Origin of the sequence: Streptomyces scopuliridis (assembly GCF_042790125.1) — a bacterium.
Lineage (GTDB): Bacteria > Actinomycetota > Actinomycetes > Streptomycetales > Streptomycetaceae > Streptomyces > Streptomyces scopuliridis_A.
Genome location: NZ_JBHTZS010000052.1, coordinates 1 through 13,759, shown reverse-complemented (window position 1 = coordinate 13,759; position 13,759 = coordinate 1). Strand labels below are relative to the sequence as shown.

At 70.5% G+C, this 13,759-nt stretch carries 12 protein-coding genes and 1 other RNA gene; 2 read left to right on the top strand and 11 right to left on the bottom strand.

Annotation, left to right across the window (positions count from 1 at the left end):
• Positions 1 to 21: 21 nt before the first annotated feature.
• The 4 genes from ACFRKB_RS37645 to ACFRKB_RS37630 all read right to left on the bottom strand — a co-directional run bounded on the left by ACFRKB_RS37645 (position 22) and on the right by ACFRKB_RS37630 (position 5,276).
• Complete coding sequence (locus ACFRKB_RS37645; RefSeq protein WP_383111101.1) at positions 22 to 1,170, bottom strand: acyltransferase family protein; 1,149 nt, start codon at positions 1,168 to 1,170, stop codon at positions 22 to 24.
• Positions 1,167 to 3,356, bottom strand: a complete 2,190-nt coding sequence (locus ACFRKB_RS37640) for a bifunctional polysaccharide deacetylase/glycosyltransferase family 2 protein (protein ID WP_383111114.1) — start codon at positions 3,354 to 3,356, stop codon at positions 1,167 to 1,169. The genes ACFRKB_RS37645 and ACFRKB_RS37640 overlap by 4 nt, the downstream gene beginning before the upstream one ends.
• A gap of 63 nt (positions 3,357 to 3,419) precedes the next feature.
• Positions 3,420 to 4,151, bottom strand: coding sequence for a hypothetical protein (locus ACFRKB_RS37635; RefSeq protein ID WP_383111100.1), 732 nt, complete (start codon positions 4,149 to 4,151; stop codon positions 3,420 to 3,422).
• Between the two features lie 159 nt (positions 4,152 to 4,310).
• The gene (locus ACFRKB_RS37630; protein WP_383111099.1) at positions 4,311 to 5,276 is read right to left on the bottom strand and encodes a LysR family transcriptional regulator; all 966 of its coding nucleotides are present in this window, start codon (positions 5,274 to 5,276) and stop codon (positions 4,311 to 4,313) included.
• A gap of 82 nt (positions 5,277 to 5,358) precedes the next feature.
• On the opposite strand from ACFRKB_RS37630, the gene ACFRKB_RS37625 reads away from it, so the two are divergent.
• Positions 5,359 to 6,777 carry an MFS transporter gene (locus tag ACFRKB_RS37625; protein ID WP_383111098.1) on the top strand — a complete coding sequence of 473 codons (1,419 nt, stop codon included), beginning with the start codon at positions 5,359 to 5,361 and terminating at the stop codon, positions 6,775 to 6,777.
• 11 nt (positions 6,778 to 6,788) lie between these two features.
• Here ACFRKB_RS37625 and ssrA read toward each other — a convergent pair.
• The 5 genes from ssrA to ftsE form a co-directional block, all read right to left on the bottom strand.
• Positions 6,789 to 7,175, bottom strand: a transfer-messenger RNA (tmRNA) gene (gene ssrA / locus ACFRKB_RS37620).
• A 167-nt stretch (positions 7,176 to 7,342) separates the two neighbouring features.
• Positions 7,343 to 7,822, bottom strand: a complete 480-nt coding sequence (gene smpB, locus ACFRKB_RS37615; RefSeq protein WP_365977349.1) for an SsrA-binding protein SmpB — start codon at positions 7,820 to 7,822, stop codon at positions 7,343 to 7,345.
• 34 nt (positions 7,823 to 7,856) lie between these two features.
• Complete coding sequence (locus ACFRKB_RS37610; protein WP_383111097.1) at positions 7,857 to 9,044, bottom strand: S41 family peptidase; 1,188 nt, start codon at positions 9,042 to 9,044, stop codon at positions 7,857 to 7,859.
• Between the two features lie 67 nt (positions 9,045 to 9,111).
• Complete coding sequence (ftsX, locus tag ACFRKB_RS37605) at positions 9,112 to 10,029, bottom strand: permease-like cell division protein FtsX (protein WP_365977351.1); 918 nt, start codon at positions 10,027 to 10,029, stop codon at positions 9,112 to 9,114.
• Positions 10,030 to 10,079: 50 nt separating this feature from the next.
• Entirely contained in the window at positions 10,080 to 10,769 is a 690-nt protein-coding gene (gene ftsE / locus ACFRKB_RS37600; protein WP_030355142.1) for a cell division ATP-binding protein FtsE, read from the bottom strand.
• Between the two features lie 283 nt (positions 10,770 to 11,052).
• On the opposite strand from ftsE, the gene ACFRKB_RS37595 reads away from it, so the two are divergent.
• A complete protein-coding gene (locus tag ACFRKB_RS37595; RefSeq protein ID WP_365750974.1) occupies positions 11,053 to 11,247 on the top strand; it encodes a hypothetical protein in 195 nt (64 codons plus the stop codon).
• A 95-nt stretch (positions 11,248 to 11,342) separates the two neighbouring features.
• On the opposite strand, the gene ACFRKB_RS37590 is transcribed toward ACFRKB_RS37595, so the two are convergent.
• Together ACFRKB_RS37590 and prfB are read right to left on the bottom strand one after the other, a co-directional pair.
• Positions 11,343 to 12,167, bottom strand: a complete 825-nt coding sequence (locus ACFRKB_RS37590) for a hypothetical protein (protein WP_383111096.1) — start codon at positions 12,165 to 12,167, stop codon at positions 11,343 to 11,345.
• Between the two features lie 271 nt (positions 12,168 to 12,438).
• Positions 12,439 to 13,545 (bottom strand): peptide chain release factor 2, encoded by a 1,107-nt coding sequence (gene prfB / locus ACFRKB_RS37585; protein WP_365977353.1) that lies wholly within the window; start codon positions 13,543 to 13,545, stop codon positions 12,439 to 12,441.
• Positions 13,546 to 13,759 lie beyond the last annotated feature (214 nt).

Sequence of the window (13,759 nt, the reverse complement as noted above, 5' to 3'; positions counted from 1 at the left end):
GCGCCGTGGCGGACACCACCGCTACGCGCCGGCCGGCCACAGCCGGGGTGCCCGGCCGGCCGCCATGTCCTCCACCCAGCCCACGGCGAGGATCATCAGGGCGAGCAGCGGCCAGACGAGGAGCAGCGTCAGCGTCGAGGACGCCGCGTCCAGTGCCGTACCGAAGGCGTCGATGCCCGGGATGTTCCACAGCTGGTCGAGGAGCGGGACCGTCGCCATGATCAGCACGTTGTGCCAGAGATAGATCGTCACCGCGCGGTTGTTGGCGAGGGTGATCAACGCGTCGTACCGCGCCGCCCGGCCCGGCAGCCGCCGCCATGACGGGGCGTACTGGAGCAGGATCGCGCAGAAGCCGAGCGACCAGGCCGCCTGGGCTAGCGGGATCTCGTCCAGGTTCCAGCCCTCGTCGGTGAGATGACCGGAGGCCCACCACAGGGCGCCGGCCATGGCCAGCGCGGCCAGCGAGACCGTCAGATAGCGCGGGACCCGCCGGAACACGCCGTCCTGGTGGGCGAAGCCGAGCACCCAGCACGCGCCGTACACCGCGAAGTCGGTCAGGGCGTTCCCCGTCTCGCCGGGGATCTCCACCAGTCCCGTACCGATGACGGCGGTGAGCGCGACGGGAAAGAGCAGCGTCACCCACGGCAGCCTGCGGAACGCCCACAGCAGCAGGGGCGAGGCGAGGACGAACCACAGGTACGTACGGATGTACCAGAGCGGTCCCGCCGCCTCGTCCGCCCACGTCGTGTCCAGCAGCCCGCCCGGGTCGCCGCTCTCGACGGGGTACGGCGGGGCGCCGAGCGGTACGAGGTAGTTGGCCAGCTCGGCGAACCACCACGCGCCCTCCTCCCTGGCCGGCCGCCAGCCCAGCACGAACATCACCGGCACGACCACCAGCGCGAAGACCCACATCGGCGGCAGCAGCCGCCGCAGCCGGCCCCGGATGACGCTCCAGGGGGGCCGCTTCGACAGCGACCGGGCCATCAGCGATCCGGCCAGCGCGAACATCACCCCCATGGAGGGAAAGAGGATCGTCAGCCACGCCCAGCCGAAGACATGGAAGACCACGACGCGCACCAGCGCGACGGCCCGCAGCAGATCCAGGTAGCGGTCACGGCCGGACGTCGCGGGCACCTCGGAAGCCGGCGCCACGGCGGAATGAGTGGTCATGCGACGGGCCTCCGGTCCGCGTCACCCGAACCCGAACCCGCGCCCGAGTCCGAGTCCGAACCCGGGCCCGCGCCTGAACCCGGTCCCGAACCCGAGCGCGGGCTCGGGACCAGGCCCGGCGCCCCCACCGCTCCGGTACGGCGCAGCTTCTGCCAGCGCAGCCGGCCGCCGGTGAGCGCGGTGATCCAGGACTGGAGCAGCACCACGTACATGAGCTGCCGGTAGAGGAGCTGCTGAAGAGGCAGCGAGATCAGGTGGGTCATCCGTTCCTTGTCGAGCCGGAAGGCGTACGCGGCGCACACCGCCTGGATGAGCAGGACGCCGAGCCACGCCGCGATCGTCTGCCGGGTCGGGCCGAAGACCAGGCCGTACAGCAGGAAGACGTCGATCAGCGGGGCCAGCAGGGGCGCGAGCACCATGAAGAGGGAGACCAGCGGCAGTCCGACCCGGCCGAAGCGCCCGGAGGGACCGCGTTCGACGAGCGCGCGCCGGTGCTTCCAGATCGCCTGCATCGTGCCGTAGCTCCAGCGGTAGCGCTGGGACCACAGCTGCCGCACGGACTCCGGGGCCTCGGTCCAGGCGCGGGCGCGCTCGGCGTAGACGACGCGCCAGCCGTCGCGGTGCAGGGCCATGGTGATGTCGGTGTCCTCGGCGAGGGTGTCCTCGCTCATCCCGCCGACACGCTCCAGCGCCGTACGCCGGAAGGCCCCGACCGCGCCGGGGATGGTCGGCATGCAGCGGAGCATGTCGTACATACGCCGGTCGAGGTTGAAGCCCATGACGTACTCGATGTGCTGCCAGGCACCGATGAGGGTGTCGCGGTTGCCGACCTTGGCGTTGCCCGCGACCGCGCCGACGCGCGGATCGCCGAAGGGCTGCACCAGTTCCCGCACGGTGGACGGTTCGAAGACGGTGTCGCCGTCCATCATCACGATCAGCTCATGCCGGGCGTGCGCGATGCCGTTGTTGAGCGCGGCGGGTTTTCCGGCGTTGCGCTGGCGCACGACACGGACGTGCGGCAGCCGCAGCGCCTCGACGATGTCCGCCGTCCCGTCGGTCGAGCCGTCGTCGATGACGACGACCTCGACGGGATGGTCGCTCGCGCTCAGGGAACGCACCGTATTGGCGATGCACTCGCGCTCGTTGTAGGCGGGTACGAGCACGGTCACCGGTTCGGTGACGGGCGGCCCCCAGCCGAAGTCGCGGCGGCGCACCCTGCGCGCGTGCGCGAAGGAGAGCACCAGCATCAGACCGAACCGTGCGAAGACCAGCACGCCGATCACGGCCAGGCCGGCGACCAGGACGCCGGTGACGTTCTCGGAGAGGGTGACGGCGCCGACCCAGGCCCTGCCCTTCCACAGGTCCGGGCCGGTGACCTCGGTGTGGGCGCTCGGGGCGCCGAGCGCCTCGGTGAGGTTCTCGAACGCGTACCCGGCCCGCCGCATCTCCGGCAGGTAGCGGCCCAGCGCGGCGACGGTCTCCGAGCGGTCGCCCCCGGAGTCGTGCATCAGCACGATCGCGCCCTCGCCGCCGGCCGGGGTGGCGTTACGGCTGATCGCGCGGGCGCCGGGGCGCCGCCAGTCCTCGCTGTCGAGGGTGTTGAGCACCGTGATGTAGCCACGGCCGCCGATGTACCGCGTCACCGGCCAGGACCGGTTGTCCATCGCGCCGGAGAACGAGGAGTACGGCGGCCGGAAGAGCGAGGAGCGGATCCCGGCCGCGCCCGCGAGCGCGAGCTGGTTCTGCGACAGCTCCCAGTCGGTCCTGGACCGGGACTGGTAGGCGAGATCGGGGTGGTTGAAGGTGTGCAGACCGACCTCGTGGCCCTCGTCCACCATCCGCTTCACCAGGGCCGGATGGCGGGAGGCCATGGTGCCGGTGACGAAGAAGACGGCATGGGCGTCGTACCGCTTGAGCGTGTCGAGGACCTTGGGGGTCCACACCGGGTCGGGGCCGTCGTCGAAGGTCAGGACCAGCTTGTGGTCGGGGATACGCAGCGAGGTGGCGGGGCCGTTGCCCCGCGCGTCGATGACCGGGCCGCCTTCGAGGATCCGCCGGGGCACCTCGTCGGTGGCGGCCGGGGGACGTACCCGGTGGTCGGCGAGGATCTCGCTGTGCACATAGCCGCGCAGCATCAGCATCGCGAGCAGCGCGACGAGGACGAGCGAGGGGAGCAGATAGCGCATGGGCAGCCTGCGTCGGGCGCCACCGCCGCTGTTCGGACGGGTACGCCTGCCGGAGAGGTTCATTCAGCGGGTGCCTTCCCCTGCCACGGGCTGCTGCCCTTCCTGACCGGGTGGGGATGAGGCCGTCGGGCTCGGATGCGCCGGATCCGTACCGGGACCGGGACCGGGATCGGAGCCGGGACCGGGCTCAGCGGTCTGCTGCGGCTGCGAGGGGCCCCCGCCGGGGGCGCCGCCGGGAGCGGGCGGGGTGCTCGGACGGGGTGTGCCGCCGCCCGCTCCGGCCGACGCCCCGGGCGGCTCCACGGCCGGCGACTCCCCGGGCCGCTCCGGTCCCGGCCGGTCCTGGGCATCCGTGGCCGTACTGCCCGAAGCCCGCGGAACCGCCGGGCCGTCGGAGCCCTTCGCCGGTACCACGGCGGCGGGCGCGCCGGGACTCGCGCTCACCGACGCGCTCGGCGCGGGCGTCGGCCCCAGCTCCACCGTCTCCGAGGTTCCGTCGTCCGCGAGACCGGGTATCTGGAGCCACGGCGCGCTGGAGTTGCCGCCGATCACGGACACCACCAGCGTCATCGCGTAGCAGGCGCAGGCGGCGGCCACGACCCAGCCGGCCCTGCGCAGCTTTCTGCTCCGGCGCCCGCTGGAATCCACGAACACCGGCCCCTCGGGCTCCTCGGCCAAGGGACCGCCGCCCGCCGGGAGTTCACCGAGCTGACGGCCCAGACCGTCGAGCTCGACCGTGACATCGTTCGGCTCATACGCATGCCCGGTTCGGGCATCTTCTCGCCAATTGTTCATCGTAGGAACGCACATCCCCCCACCACTGAATGAAATGGGGTGCGGGGACTACTGGTTGGATCTTCCGCCGGCCGGGTCCCCACCCAAGCCGAGCGCCCCCCTACCACACCGCACCCGGAGGAGGAATCTAGCGCACGCCGACGACCGCGAAGTTCCGCTTCAGGGGTTATCAGGCATCGATGTGATGACAGTGGTAGGGAGCCAGCTCCCGGGGATACGCTCCAGCCATCCTTCGCGCGCGGCCAGCGCGTCGGCGGCGGCGCGCAGCGCGTCAACTCCCGGGTGTTTCAGCCCCTTGCGCCACACCAGCGACAGCGGTGACAGAGGTACGGGACCGACGAGCGGGCGCAGCACCGCACCCGGCATCTCCGGGAAGTCGACCACGGCGAGTACGGGCGTACGGTGCTTCGCCATCACCCGCCGGAACTCCTCGGCCCCCACCGCCATCGGCGCGGGCGGGGCGAGTGCGATGGGGCGTCCCGCGAAGAGCCGCCGCGCCAGATCCGTCCACTCCAGGGTCCCCGGGTTGCCCGCCCCCGCGTACACGCTCTCGCCCGCGAGCGCGTCGAGCGGCACCTCCGGGCGAGCGGCCAGCGGGTGGTCGTACGGCAGCAGCACGGCCATGCGCTCGTACCGTACGAGCTGATGGGCGAGGCCGGAGCGGAGGGCGGGCGCGAGGCCGTCGGCGTATCCGAAGGAGGCGTCGAGCCGGCCGGCCAGGATCTCGCCGGCGGCACGGGTCAGACCGCTCTCGAAACGGGCCATCAGCTCAAGGCGCGGGGCGAGTTCGCGCGCCCGCGCCAGCACGCGCCCCGAGACCATGCCCTCGCTGTTGAGATCCACGAGCAGCGGCCGTTCCCCGGCGGCGCGCGCGGCGAGCAGCGCGTCCTGGGCCGCCAGCACACCCCGGGCGTACGGCAGCAGCCGCTCACCCTCGGCCGTCAGCGTCACCTGGCGGGTGGTCCTGACGAACAGCTCGGCGCCCAACTCCCGCTCCAGCCGCCGGATATCGCGGCTGAGCGCCTGCTGGGCGACATACAGCCGGGCGGCGGCCCGGGTGAAGTGCAGGTCCTCGGCGGCGGCGACAAAGCCGCGGAGCAGCCGGGGGTCGATGTCCTGGGGCATGCCGTATTTAACAACACACACGCGTGAATGGGCACGGAGCGGGTGTTGGACCGGGCGCGGAGGGTGCGGCGAGGGTGAGGGCATGCCCCGTTCACCCGCGCCCGATGCTCCCCTGCCGGCCGTCACGGGCGACAGCCTGGTCCTGGCCCGGCGCCACGACGCCCGCTTCGATCCCCTCGCACCGAGCGCACCGGAGCCGTCGGCACCGCCGCGGGCGCCGCGTCCGCCCCGGACAGCACGCAGCCGCGGCAACCCGTACGCCCGGCTCTTCGCGATCCCCGGCGCCCGCGCCTTCACCGCCGGGAATCTGCTCGCCCGGCTCCCGATGGGCATGTTCAGCGTCAGCGCCGTGATCATGATCGCCGGATCGCGCGGCTCGTACGCGCTGGCCGGCGCCGTCACCGCCACCGGCCTCGCGGCCACCGCCGTGGTCGTACCCCGCACCGCCCGGCTCGTCGACCGCTACGGACAGGCCCGTATCGCCGTCCCCGCCACCGCGATCGCCGCGCTGGCCTCGCTCGCCCTGGTCCTGTGCGTACGGTACGAGGCGCCGGACTGGACGCTCTTCGCCGCCCATGCCGCGACCGCCACCACCCCCAACACCGGCGGGATGTCCCGCGCCCGCTGGGCCCATCTGCACCGCGAGGCGACCCCGGAGAACGCGGCGGCCCTGCATACCGCCAACTCCTTCGAGCAGGCGGCCGACGAACTGTGCTTCATGCTCGGTCCGGTGCTCGCCGCCTTCCTGTGCACCGCGCTCTTCCCGGAGGCGGGCACGCTGACCGGGGCCGTCCTGCTGCTGACCGGCGTACTGATCTTCGCGGCGCAGCGCTCCACCGAGCCGCCCGCCACCGGCCGTACGGACGCGGCGCGCGCCCCGCTCCACTCGCCCGCGCTGGCCGCCCTGCTCGCCGTCTTCCTCGCCACGGGAGCGGTGTTCGGCGCGACGGAGGTGGTGACACTGGCCTTCGCGGACGACCGGGGCCACCAGGCGTGGGCGGGCGCCGTGCTCGCGCTCCAGGCCGCCGGATCCTGCGCCGCCGGTCTGCTGCTCGGCGCGCTGCGCCCGGCCGGCCGGCTCGGGCGGCGGATGGTGCTCTGCGTCGCCGCGATGTCGGCGCTGCTGGTCCTGCCCCTGCTCGCGGCCACCGCGCGGGCGTCGGGGTCGCTGCCGCTGCTCGCCTGCGGGCTGCTGATCGCGGGCGCGGCGACGGCCCCGACGATGGTGACGGGCATGACACTCGTCCAGCGCCTCACCCCGCCGAGCCGCCTCAACGAGGGGATGACGCTGGCCGTCACCGCGCTGCTGGCCGGTATAGCCGCCGGCGCGGCGGCCGGCGGCTGGACCGTGGAGCACACCGACCCGGCCCACGGCTACGCCCTCCCGCTCTGCGCCGCGCTCCTCGCGCTGCTCTTCGCGGCGGCCGGCGCGCACCGCTTCGGGCACGACAAAGGCCCCGCTGCCCGAGCAGCGGGGCCAATGCCTGCGGTATTCAATTGAAAACATGGGAATTGTGGAGATGGCGGGAATCGAACCCGCGTCCAACGGTGCGGAACCAGGGCTTCTCCGAGCGCAGTCCGCTACGTTTTTCTCGGCCCCGGAGATCACACGGACAAGTCTCCGACGGGCTCAGTCACTGTTTGGTTTCCCTCTGCTCCCCGTGACCGGGCTCAGAGGTTTAGTTCCCTAGCTGATGCCAGGATCCGGGTCGGGAACAGCCCCGGGCTGACACTCCGCAGAGTCTTCGCTAGCTGCTAATTAGGCAGCGAGGGCGAAGGCGGAGGAATCGCGCTTAGAAGTGGCGATTATTGTTTGCGACATATGGTTAACGAGATCATTGCCGCTTCCTCGGCTCGCTTCACCTGCTTCGACATCCGCTGTCGAAACCGATCATCCCCATGTTGTTTTTTCAAACGTGCTCATTTTCGAGCGCGCACCCGCTGTGAGGTGCAGGACCCATCGTACGTGACCAACGCACGACGGTGCCAGCCTATTCCGCCCGGCCGGCCGAAGCGGCGCCGAAGACAGGACGGCCGGCGACCGCCAGGACCACCGGCGGACCCGGTCAGGCCCGCTGACGCCGCTTCGCCGCCGAGATCGCCCGGTCGGTCTCGCGCCGGTCCTGCTTCTCGCGCAGCGTCTGCCGCTTGTCGTACTCCTTCTTGCCCTTCGCCAGCGCGATCTCGACCTTCGCCCGGCCGTCCTTGAAGTACAGCGCGAGGGGGACGATCGTGTGACCCGTCTCCTGCGACTTCGACTCCAGCTTGTCGATCTCGATCCGGTGCATCAGCAGCTTCCGCTTGCGCCGGGCCGAGTGGTTGGTCCATGTCCCCTGCGTGTACTCGGGCACATGGACGTTGTGCAGCCACGCCTCGTTACCGTCGATCTGGACAAATCCGTCCACCAGGGAGGCCCGCCCCTGGCGCAGGGACTTCACCTCGGTGCCCGTCAGCACCAGACCGCACTCATACGTGTCGATAATGAGGTAGTCGTGCCGCGCCTTCTTGTTCTGCGCGATCAGTTTGCGCCCTGTTTCCTTAGCCATAGTCCCGCCATTTTCTCACCTCGGCGCAACTTCTTTACTCCGCGCTCCCGAGCCCGCTCAGTACCGACCTCGCCCGCTCCTGGGCGCTCTCGCTCACCTGGAGGTCCGGGGTGACGCCCCGGCCGTCCACCCCATGACCGGCCGGGGTGCGGTACGTGCCGACGGTCAGCTCGGCGACGGAGCCGTCGGGAAGCGTGGACGGCATCTGGACCGAGCCCTTGCCGAAGGTGCGCGAGCCGACGGTGACGGACCGGCCGCGGTCCTGGAGGGCGCCGGTGAGCAGCTCGGCGGCGCTCATCGTGCCGCCGTCCACCAGCACCACCACCGGGCGGCCGGTGTCGCCGCCGGGATCCGCGTACAGCGCGCGCTGCTCGCCCCGTATGTCGTACGTCGCGACCAGACCGCCGTCGAGGAAGGCGGAGGCGGCGGTGACGGCCTCGGCGACCAGCCCGCCCGCGTTGCCCCGCAGGTCGAGCAGGACGCCCGTCCCCTTCGGCGCGGCCCGGACCGCGTCCCGCACCCGCTGGCCGGTCCCCTTGGTGAACGCGCCCACCTTGATTCGCAGGGCGCCGCCCTCGATCGTGTCGACCGTCACGGATTCGGTGGTGAGCCGGGCGCGGCGCAGGCTCTCCGTCCAGCGGTGGCCGTCCCGCTCCAGACCGAGCACGACGGTGGAGCCGACGACGGGCGCGCCGTCGCTCTTCCGCTCGCCGCGCAGCAGCGCCATGACGTCTGTGACGGGCCGCTTCCTGATATCGCGGCCGTCGATGTCCCTGATGATGTCGCCGGGCCCGATACCGGCCCGCTGCGCGGGGCCGCCGGGGTGGACCCGGGTGACCTCGACCAGACCGCCGGCCGTACGTCTCGCCCAGAGCCCGACGCCGGTGTACGAGCCGTCCAGGGCCCGCTGGAACTCCTCGTACTCGCTCTTGTCGTACACCGAGCCCCAGCGGTCGCCGCTGCGGCTGACGACCTCCTCGGCCGCTTCCGTGCCGGATTTCCCGTTGGCCATGGCCTCGGCGGCGGCCCTGGCGACCTCGTCACGGTCGGCCGTCGACGCCACGGGCCGCGTCCGCGCGCGGGGCGGGTCCTCCTCGCCGTACGGCAGGGCGCCCGTCGCCACCGCGGTGGCGACCACGCCCGCGAAGAGCAATGTCAGGGCCGCCCCGCGGCGGACACCGCGGGACGTTCGGTGCAACTGGTGCAACTCGGAACCCGACATGAGGTTGAGTCTAGGACAACACCGAACGGCAGAACGGTGCTTGTCGCCTCCGTGCCAGGGGCGCTTGTCACACCCGGAGGTACTTGCGCAGCGCGACGAAAGCGGCCACGGCGGGCATCAGCAGACCGATCGCGAGCACCAGCGGAAGCTTGGCCAGCACCGCGTCCCAGCCGATGAAGTTGACCAGCTCCATCTTCTGGGCGAGCGCGAGACCGTTGTCGATCAGGAAGTAGCGGCCCGCCAGCAGCATGACGCAGGCGACCACACCACCGATCAGCCCGGCGAACGCGGCCTCCATGATGAACGGCATCTGGATATAGAAACTGGACGCGCCGACGAGTCTCATGATCCCGGTCTCCCGGCGCCGGCTGAACGCCGATACCCGGACGGTGTTCACGATCAGCATCAACGCGATGACCAGCATCAGCGCCATCACACAGAGCGCCGCGATATTCATGCCGTTCATCAGGTCGAAGAGGTTCTGCAGGATGTTCCGCTGGTCCTGGACGGACTCGACCCCGTCCCGGCCCGCGAAGGCCGTCGCCACCACCTTGTACTTCTCGGGGTCCTTCAGCTTCACGCGGAAGGACTCCGGCATCTGGTCCGGGGTGATCGTCGCGGCGAGCGGGGTGTCGCCGTACCGCTCCTTGTAGTGCTTGTACGCCTCGTCGGCCGTCTCGTGGTGGACGGTCTCGACGATGTCCATCTTCCCGAGGTCGGTCTCGATCTGCTTCCTCTGCTCGCCGGTGACCGAGCCCTTGGCGCACTGGGGCGCGGTCGCCGCGTCGTTCTTGTTGCAGAGGAAGATGGAGACATTGACCTTGTCGTACCAGTAGTCCTTCATCACGCTGACCTGCTCGCGCATGAGCAGCGCGCCGCCGAAGAGGGCGAGCGAGAGGGCTACGGAGACGATGACCGCGAAGGTCATCGTGAGATTTCGGCGAAGACCGACGCCGATCTCCGACAGGACGAACTGGGCGCGCATGGCGTCCTTTCAGCTTTCGGTACTCAGTGCTCGGTACTCATTGCTCGTGCTCAGTGCTGGTAGCCGTAGACGCCGCGTGCCTGGTCGCGCACGAGACGGCCCTTCTCCAGCTCGATCACGCGCTTGCGCATCTGGTCGACGATGTTCTGGTCGTGGGTCGCCATCACGACCGTGGTACCGGTGCGGTTGATGCGGTCCAGCAGCTTCATGATGCCCACGGAGGTCTGCGGGTCGAGGTTGCCGGTCGGCTCGTCCGCGATCAGCAGCATGGGACGGTTGACGAAGGCCCGCGCGATCGCGACGCGCTGCTGCTCACCACCGGAGAGCTCGCCGGGCATCCGGTCCTCCTTGCCGCCGAGGCCGACGAGATCGAGGACCTGCGGTACGGACTTGCGGGTCTCGCCGCGGGACTTGCCGATGACCTCCTGCGCGAACGCGACGTTCTGCGCCACGGTCTTGTTCGGCAGCAGCCGGAAGTCCTGGAAGACGGTCCCCAGCTGGCGGCGCATCTGCGGCACCTTCCAGTTGGACAGGCGCGCGAGGTCCTTGCCGAGGACATGCACCATGCCGTGGCTGGCGCGCTCCTCGCGCAGGAGCAGTCTCAGGAAGGTCGACTTTCCGGAACCGGACGAGCCGACGAGGAAGACGAACTCCCCCTTCTCGATCTCAAGGGAGACATCGCGCAGAGCGGGGCTGTTCTGTTTCGGGTAGGTCTTGGAGACGTTGTCGAATCGGATCACGGGTGCACCACGGTCGGCCGGGAGTAGGTGAGCGAGACCTTACGCGAACCGCGCTGCCGCGCGCAGTCCGCGTCCATGGTTGAAACAATGCCCGAGGGCGGGCTTGGGACGATTTATCACGGATGGCGCCGGACCGCCAGCGGTGAGGTCCACCCGGAATCCGGCCGACCGCGCCGAAACGGCCGGGAACTGGCAGAGTGGAGGGGGGAACGGTCGTGTTTCCCGGAGCGTTGAGCGGAGAGACACTGGCTGCGGCTCCGCCGCGCGGTGAGGAGGAATGCGCATGACCTACGACAGACTGGTGTGCGCCAACTGCGCGGGGCCCGTCAGCGAGGGCCGCTGCCGCGTGTGCCGCGCCAACAGGGAGCGGCTCCAGCAGCGGGGCCCCCTGGGCGGTCTGAGCCCGGTGGCGCTGCTCACACTGCTGGTGGTGCTCGTCGCCGCGGTGGCGCTGATGGCCGCGTACCAGCCGGCCTGACATCCCGCACCCCCTGGACCCACGATGAGGGGCCCGGACGCCTGACCGGCGCCCGGGCCCCTCACTTTCGCGTGCTGTGGTGTCTACGGCACCGATCAGACGGCCGTACGGCCACCGCCGACCAGACGCGGCAGCATCCGGAAGCCGATACCGCCGGCGATCATGGTCGCGGCACCGATCAGCAGGAACGTGGTCTCGGCGGCGCCGGTCTCGGCCAGCTCCTCCTTGGCCGCACCCTGCTCGACCGGCTGCGAGCCGACATTGTCGGTTTCGGTGTTGTCGCCGCCCGTGGTCGCGCCACCGGTGGAACCGCCGTCCGTGCCGCCGCCGGTGGTGGTGCCACCGTCCGTGGTCCCACCGTCGGTGGTGCCACCGTCCGTCGTACCACCGTCGGTGGTGCCACCGTCCGTGGTCCCACCATCGGTCGTGCCACCGTCCGTCGTACCACCGTCGGTCGTCCCGCCGTCCGTGGTCCCACCATCGGTCGTGCCACCGTCCGTGGTCCCACCATCGGTGGTCCCGCCGTCCGTCGTACCACCGTCGGTCGTCCCGCCGTCCGTGGTCCCACCATCGGTCGTGCCACCGTCCGTGGTCCCACCATCGGTGGTCCCGCCGTCCGTGGTACCACCGTCGGTCGTCCCACCATCGGTGGTGCCACCGTCGGTCGTCCCGCCGTCGGTGGTGCCGCCCACGGTCGTGCCGACCGTCGCGCCCCCGTCGGTGGTGCCACCGTCCGTGGTCCCACCGTCCGTGGAGCCACCCGTGGTCTCGTTGCCAATACCCAGGCCGACATCGGCGATCGGAGTGGACACGCCAATACCGACGGCCTGAGCGGCGCCCGCGATGGTCAGTGAGGCACCCGCGGCGATCACCGCGCCGGCCGCCACACGTGCCACGCGGATCCGCGTCTTTTTGGTCATCTGCCTGCTACCCCCAGTAGCTCATTCGTCAGTGGTGCAGCGTCCCGGGGCAGCGGCCGCTGGGGGTTCGCGTACTCCGCCCCCGGTCTCACGCGCCCCAGAATTACGCATGCCACGCGCCAGCGTCGCCGGTTTTCATATACCCGTCAAGGTCGTTGCGGGCGCGATGACCGAAATCGCGTCAGTTGTCCGGCGTGCGGGGATGCAACTGTGACGTAAATGGGAACTGCCGCCCTACGGACGGCAGTTCCCTTGTCGACAAAGCGCGAATTTACTTGTCCTGCTGCTTGCGCCAGCGAATTCCGGCTTCCAGGAATCCGTCGATCTCACCGTCGAGCACACCCTGCGGATTGCCGACCTCGAACTCCGTCCGCAGGTCCTTGACCATCTGGTACGGGTGCAGAACGTACGAACGCATCTGGTTGCCCCAGGAGTTGCCGCCGTCACCCTTGAGCGCGTCCATCCTGGCCTGCTCCTCCTGACGGCGGCGTTCGAGCAGCTTCGCCTGGAGGACGTTCATCGCGCTCGCCTTGTTCTGGATCTGCGAGCGCTCGTTCTGGCAGGAGACCACGATGCCGGTCGGGATATGCGTGATGCGCACCGCCGAGTCGGTGGTGTTGACGCCCTGCCCACCGGGTCCCGAGGCGCGGTAGACATCCACGCGCAGCTCGGACTCGTCGATCTCGACATGGTCGCTGGACTCCACCACGGGGAGCACCTCGACGCCCGAGAACGAGGTCTGGCGGCGGCCCTGGTTGTCGAACGGCGAGATCCGGACAAGACGGTGCGTGCCCTGCTCCACGGAGAGCGTGCCGTAGGCGTAGGGCGCCTTGACGACGAAGGTGGTCGACTTGATGCCGGCCTCCTCGGCGTACGACGTCTCGTAGACCTCCGTCGGATAGCCGTGCCGCTCGGCCCAGCGCAGATACATGCGCTGCAACTGCTCGGCGAAGTCCGCGGCGTCCACGCCACCGGCCTCGGCGCGGATATTGACGAGCGCCTCGCGCTCGTCGTACTCGCCCGAGAGAAGGGTGCGGACCTCCATCTCGTCCAGCGCCTTCTTGACGGACAGCAACTCGGACTCGGCCTCGGCGCGGGTGTCCGCGTCGTCCTCGGCCTCGGCCAGCTCGAAGAGCACTTCCAGGTCGTCGATGCGCCCGCGCAGCGCCTCGGTCTTACGGACCTCGGCCTGCAGGTGCGAAAGCTTGCTGGTGATCTTCTGCGCCGCCTCGGGGTCGTCCCAGAGGGACGGGGCCGCGGCCTGCTCCTCAAGCACGGCGATGTCGGCCCTCAGTTTGTCGAGGTCCAGGACGGCCTCGATCGACCCCATGGTCGAGGAGAGGGACTTCAGCTCTTCGGATACATCGACGACTGCCACCGCACCAGCGTAACGCTTCTTTTTCGGGGGCCCGGTGCACCTCGGGCCGGGACCCACCGGCCCGCACCCACCCCCAGCCTCAGCCGGGAGGCGAGCGCCGGCCGACCACGGACGGGAGGGGGCCGGGGCCGGAGGAGGTGCGTGTCCGGACGTAAAGCGTCGCAGCTCGCGCGAAGCGCGGTGAGGAAAGCAGTCCGGACACGCACCTCAGGAG

What these genes read in the sequence shown, in the direction of transcription:
- ACFRKB_RS37645 (WP_383111101.1), bottom strand. Translation starts at nt 1,170, where the DNA reads ATGACCACTCATTCCGCCGTGGCGCCGGCTTCCGAGGTGCCCGCGACG.
- ACFRKB_RS37640 (WP_383111114.1), bottom strand. Translation starts at nt 3,356, where the DNA reads ATGCGCTATCTGCTCCCCTCGCTCGTCCTCGTCGCGCTGCTCGCGATG.
- ACFRKB_RS37635 (WP_383111100.1), bottom strand. Translation starts at nt 4,151, where the DNA reads ATGAACAATTGGCGAGAAGATGCCCGAACCGGGCATGCGTATGAGCCG.
- ACFRKB_RS37630 (WP_383111099.1), bottom strand. Translation starts at nt 5,276, where the DNA reads ATGCCCCAGGACATCGACCCCCGGCTGCTCCGCGGCTTTGTCGCCGCC.
- ACFRKB_RS37625 (WP_383111098.1), top strand. Translation starts at nt 5,359, where the DNA reads ATGCCCCGTTCACCCGCGCCCGATGCTCCCCTGCCGGCCGTCACGGGC.
- smpB (WP_365977349.1), bottom strand. Translation starts at nt 7,822, where the DNA reads ATGGCTAAGGAAACAGGGCGCAAACTGATCGCGCAGAACAAGAAGGCG.
- ACFRKB_RS37610 (WP_383111097.1), bottom strand. Translation starts at nt 9,044, where the DNA reads ATGTCGGGTTCCGAGTTGCACCAGTTGCACCGAACGTCCCGCGGTGTC.
- ftsX (WP_365977351.1), bottom strand. Translation starts at nt 10,029, where the DNA reads ATGCGCGCCCAGTTCGTCCTGTCGGAGATCGGCGTCGGTCTTCGCCGA.
- ACFRKB_RS37595 (WP_365750974.1), top strand. Translation starts at nt 11,053, where the DNA reads ATGACCTACGACAGACTGGTGTGCGCCAACTGCGCGGGGCCCGTCAGC.
- ACFRKB_RS37590 (WP_383111096.1), bottom strand. Translation starts at nt 12,167, where the DNA reads ATGACCAAAAAGACGCGGATCCGCGTGGCACGTGTGGCGGCCGGCGCG.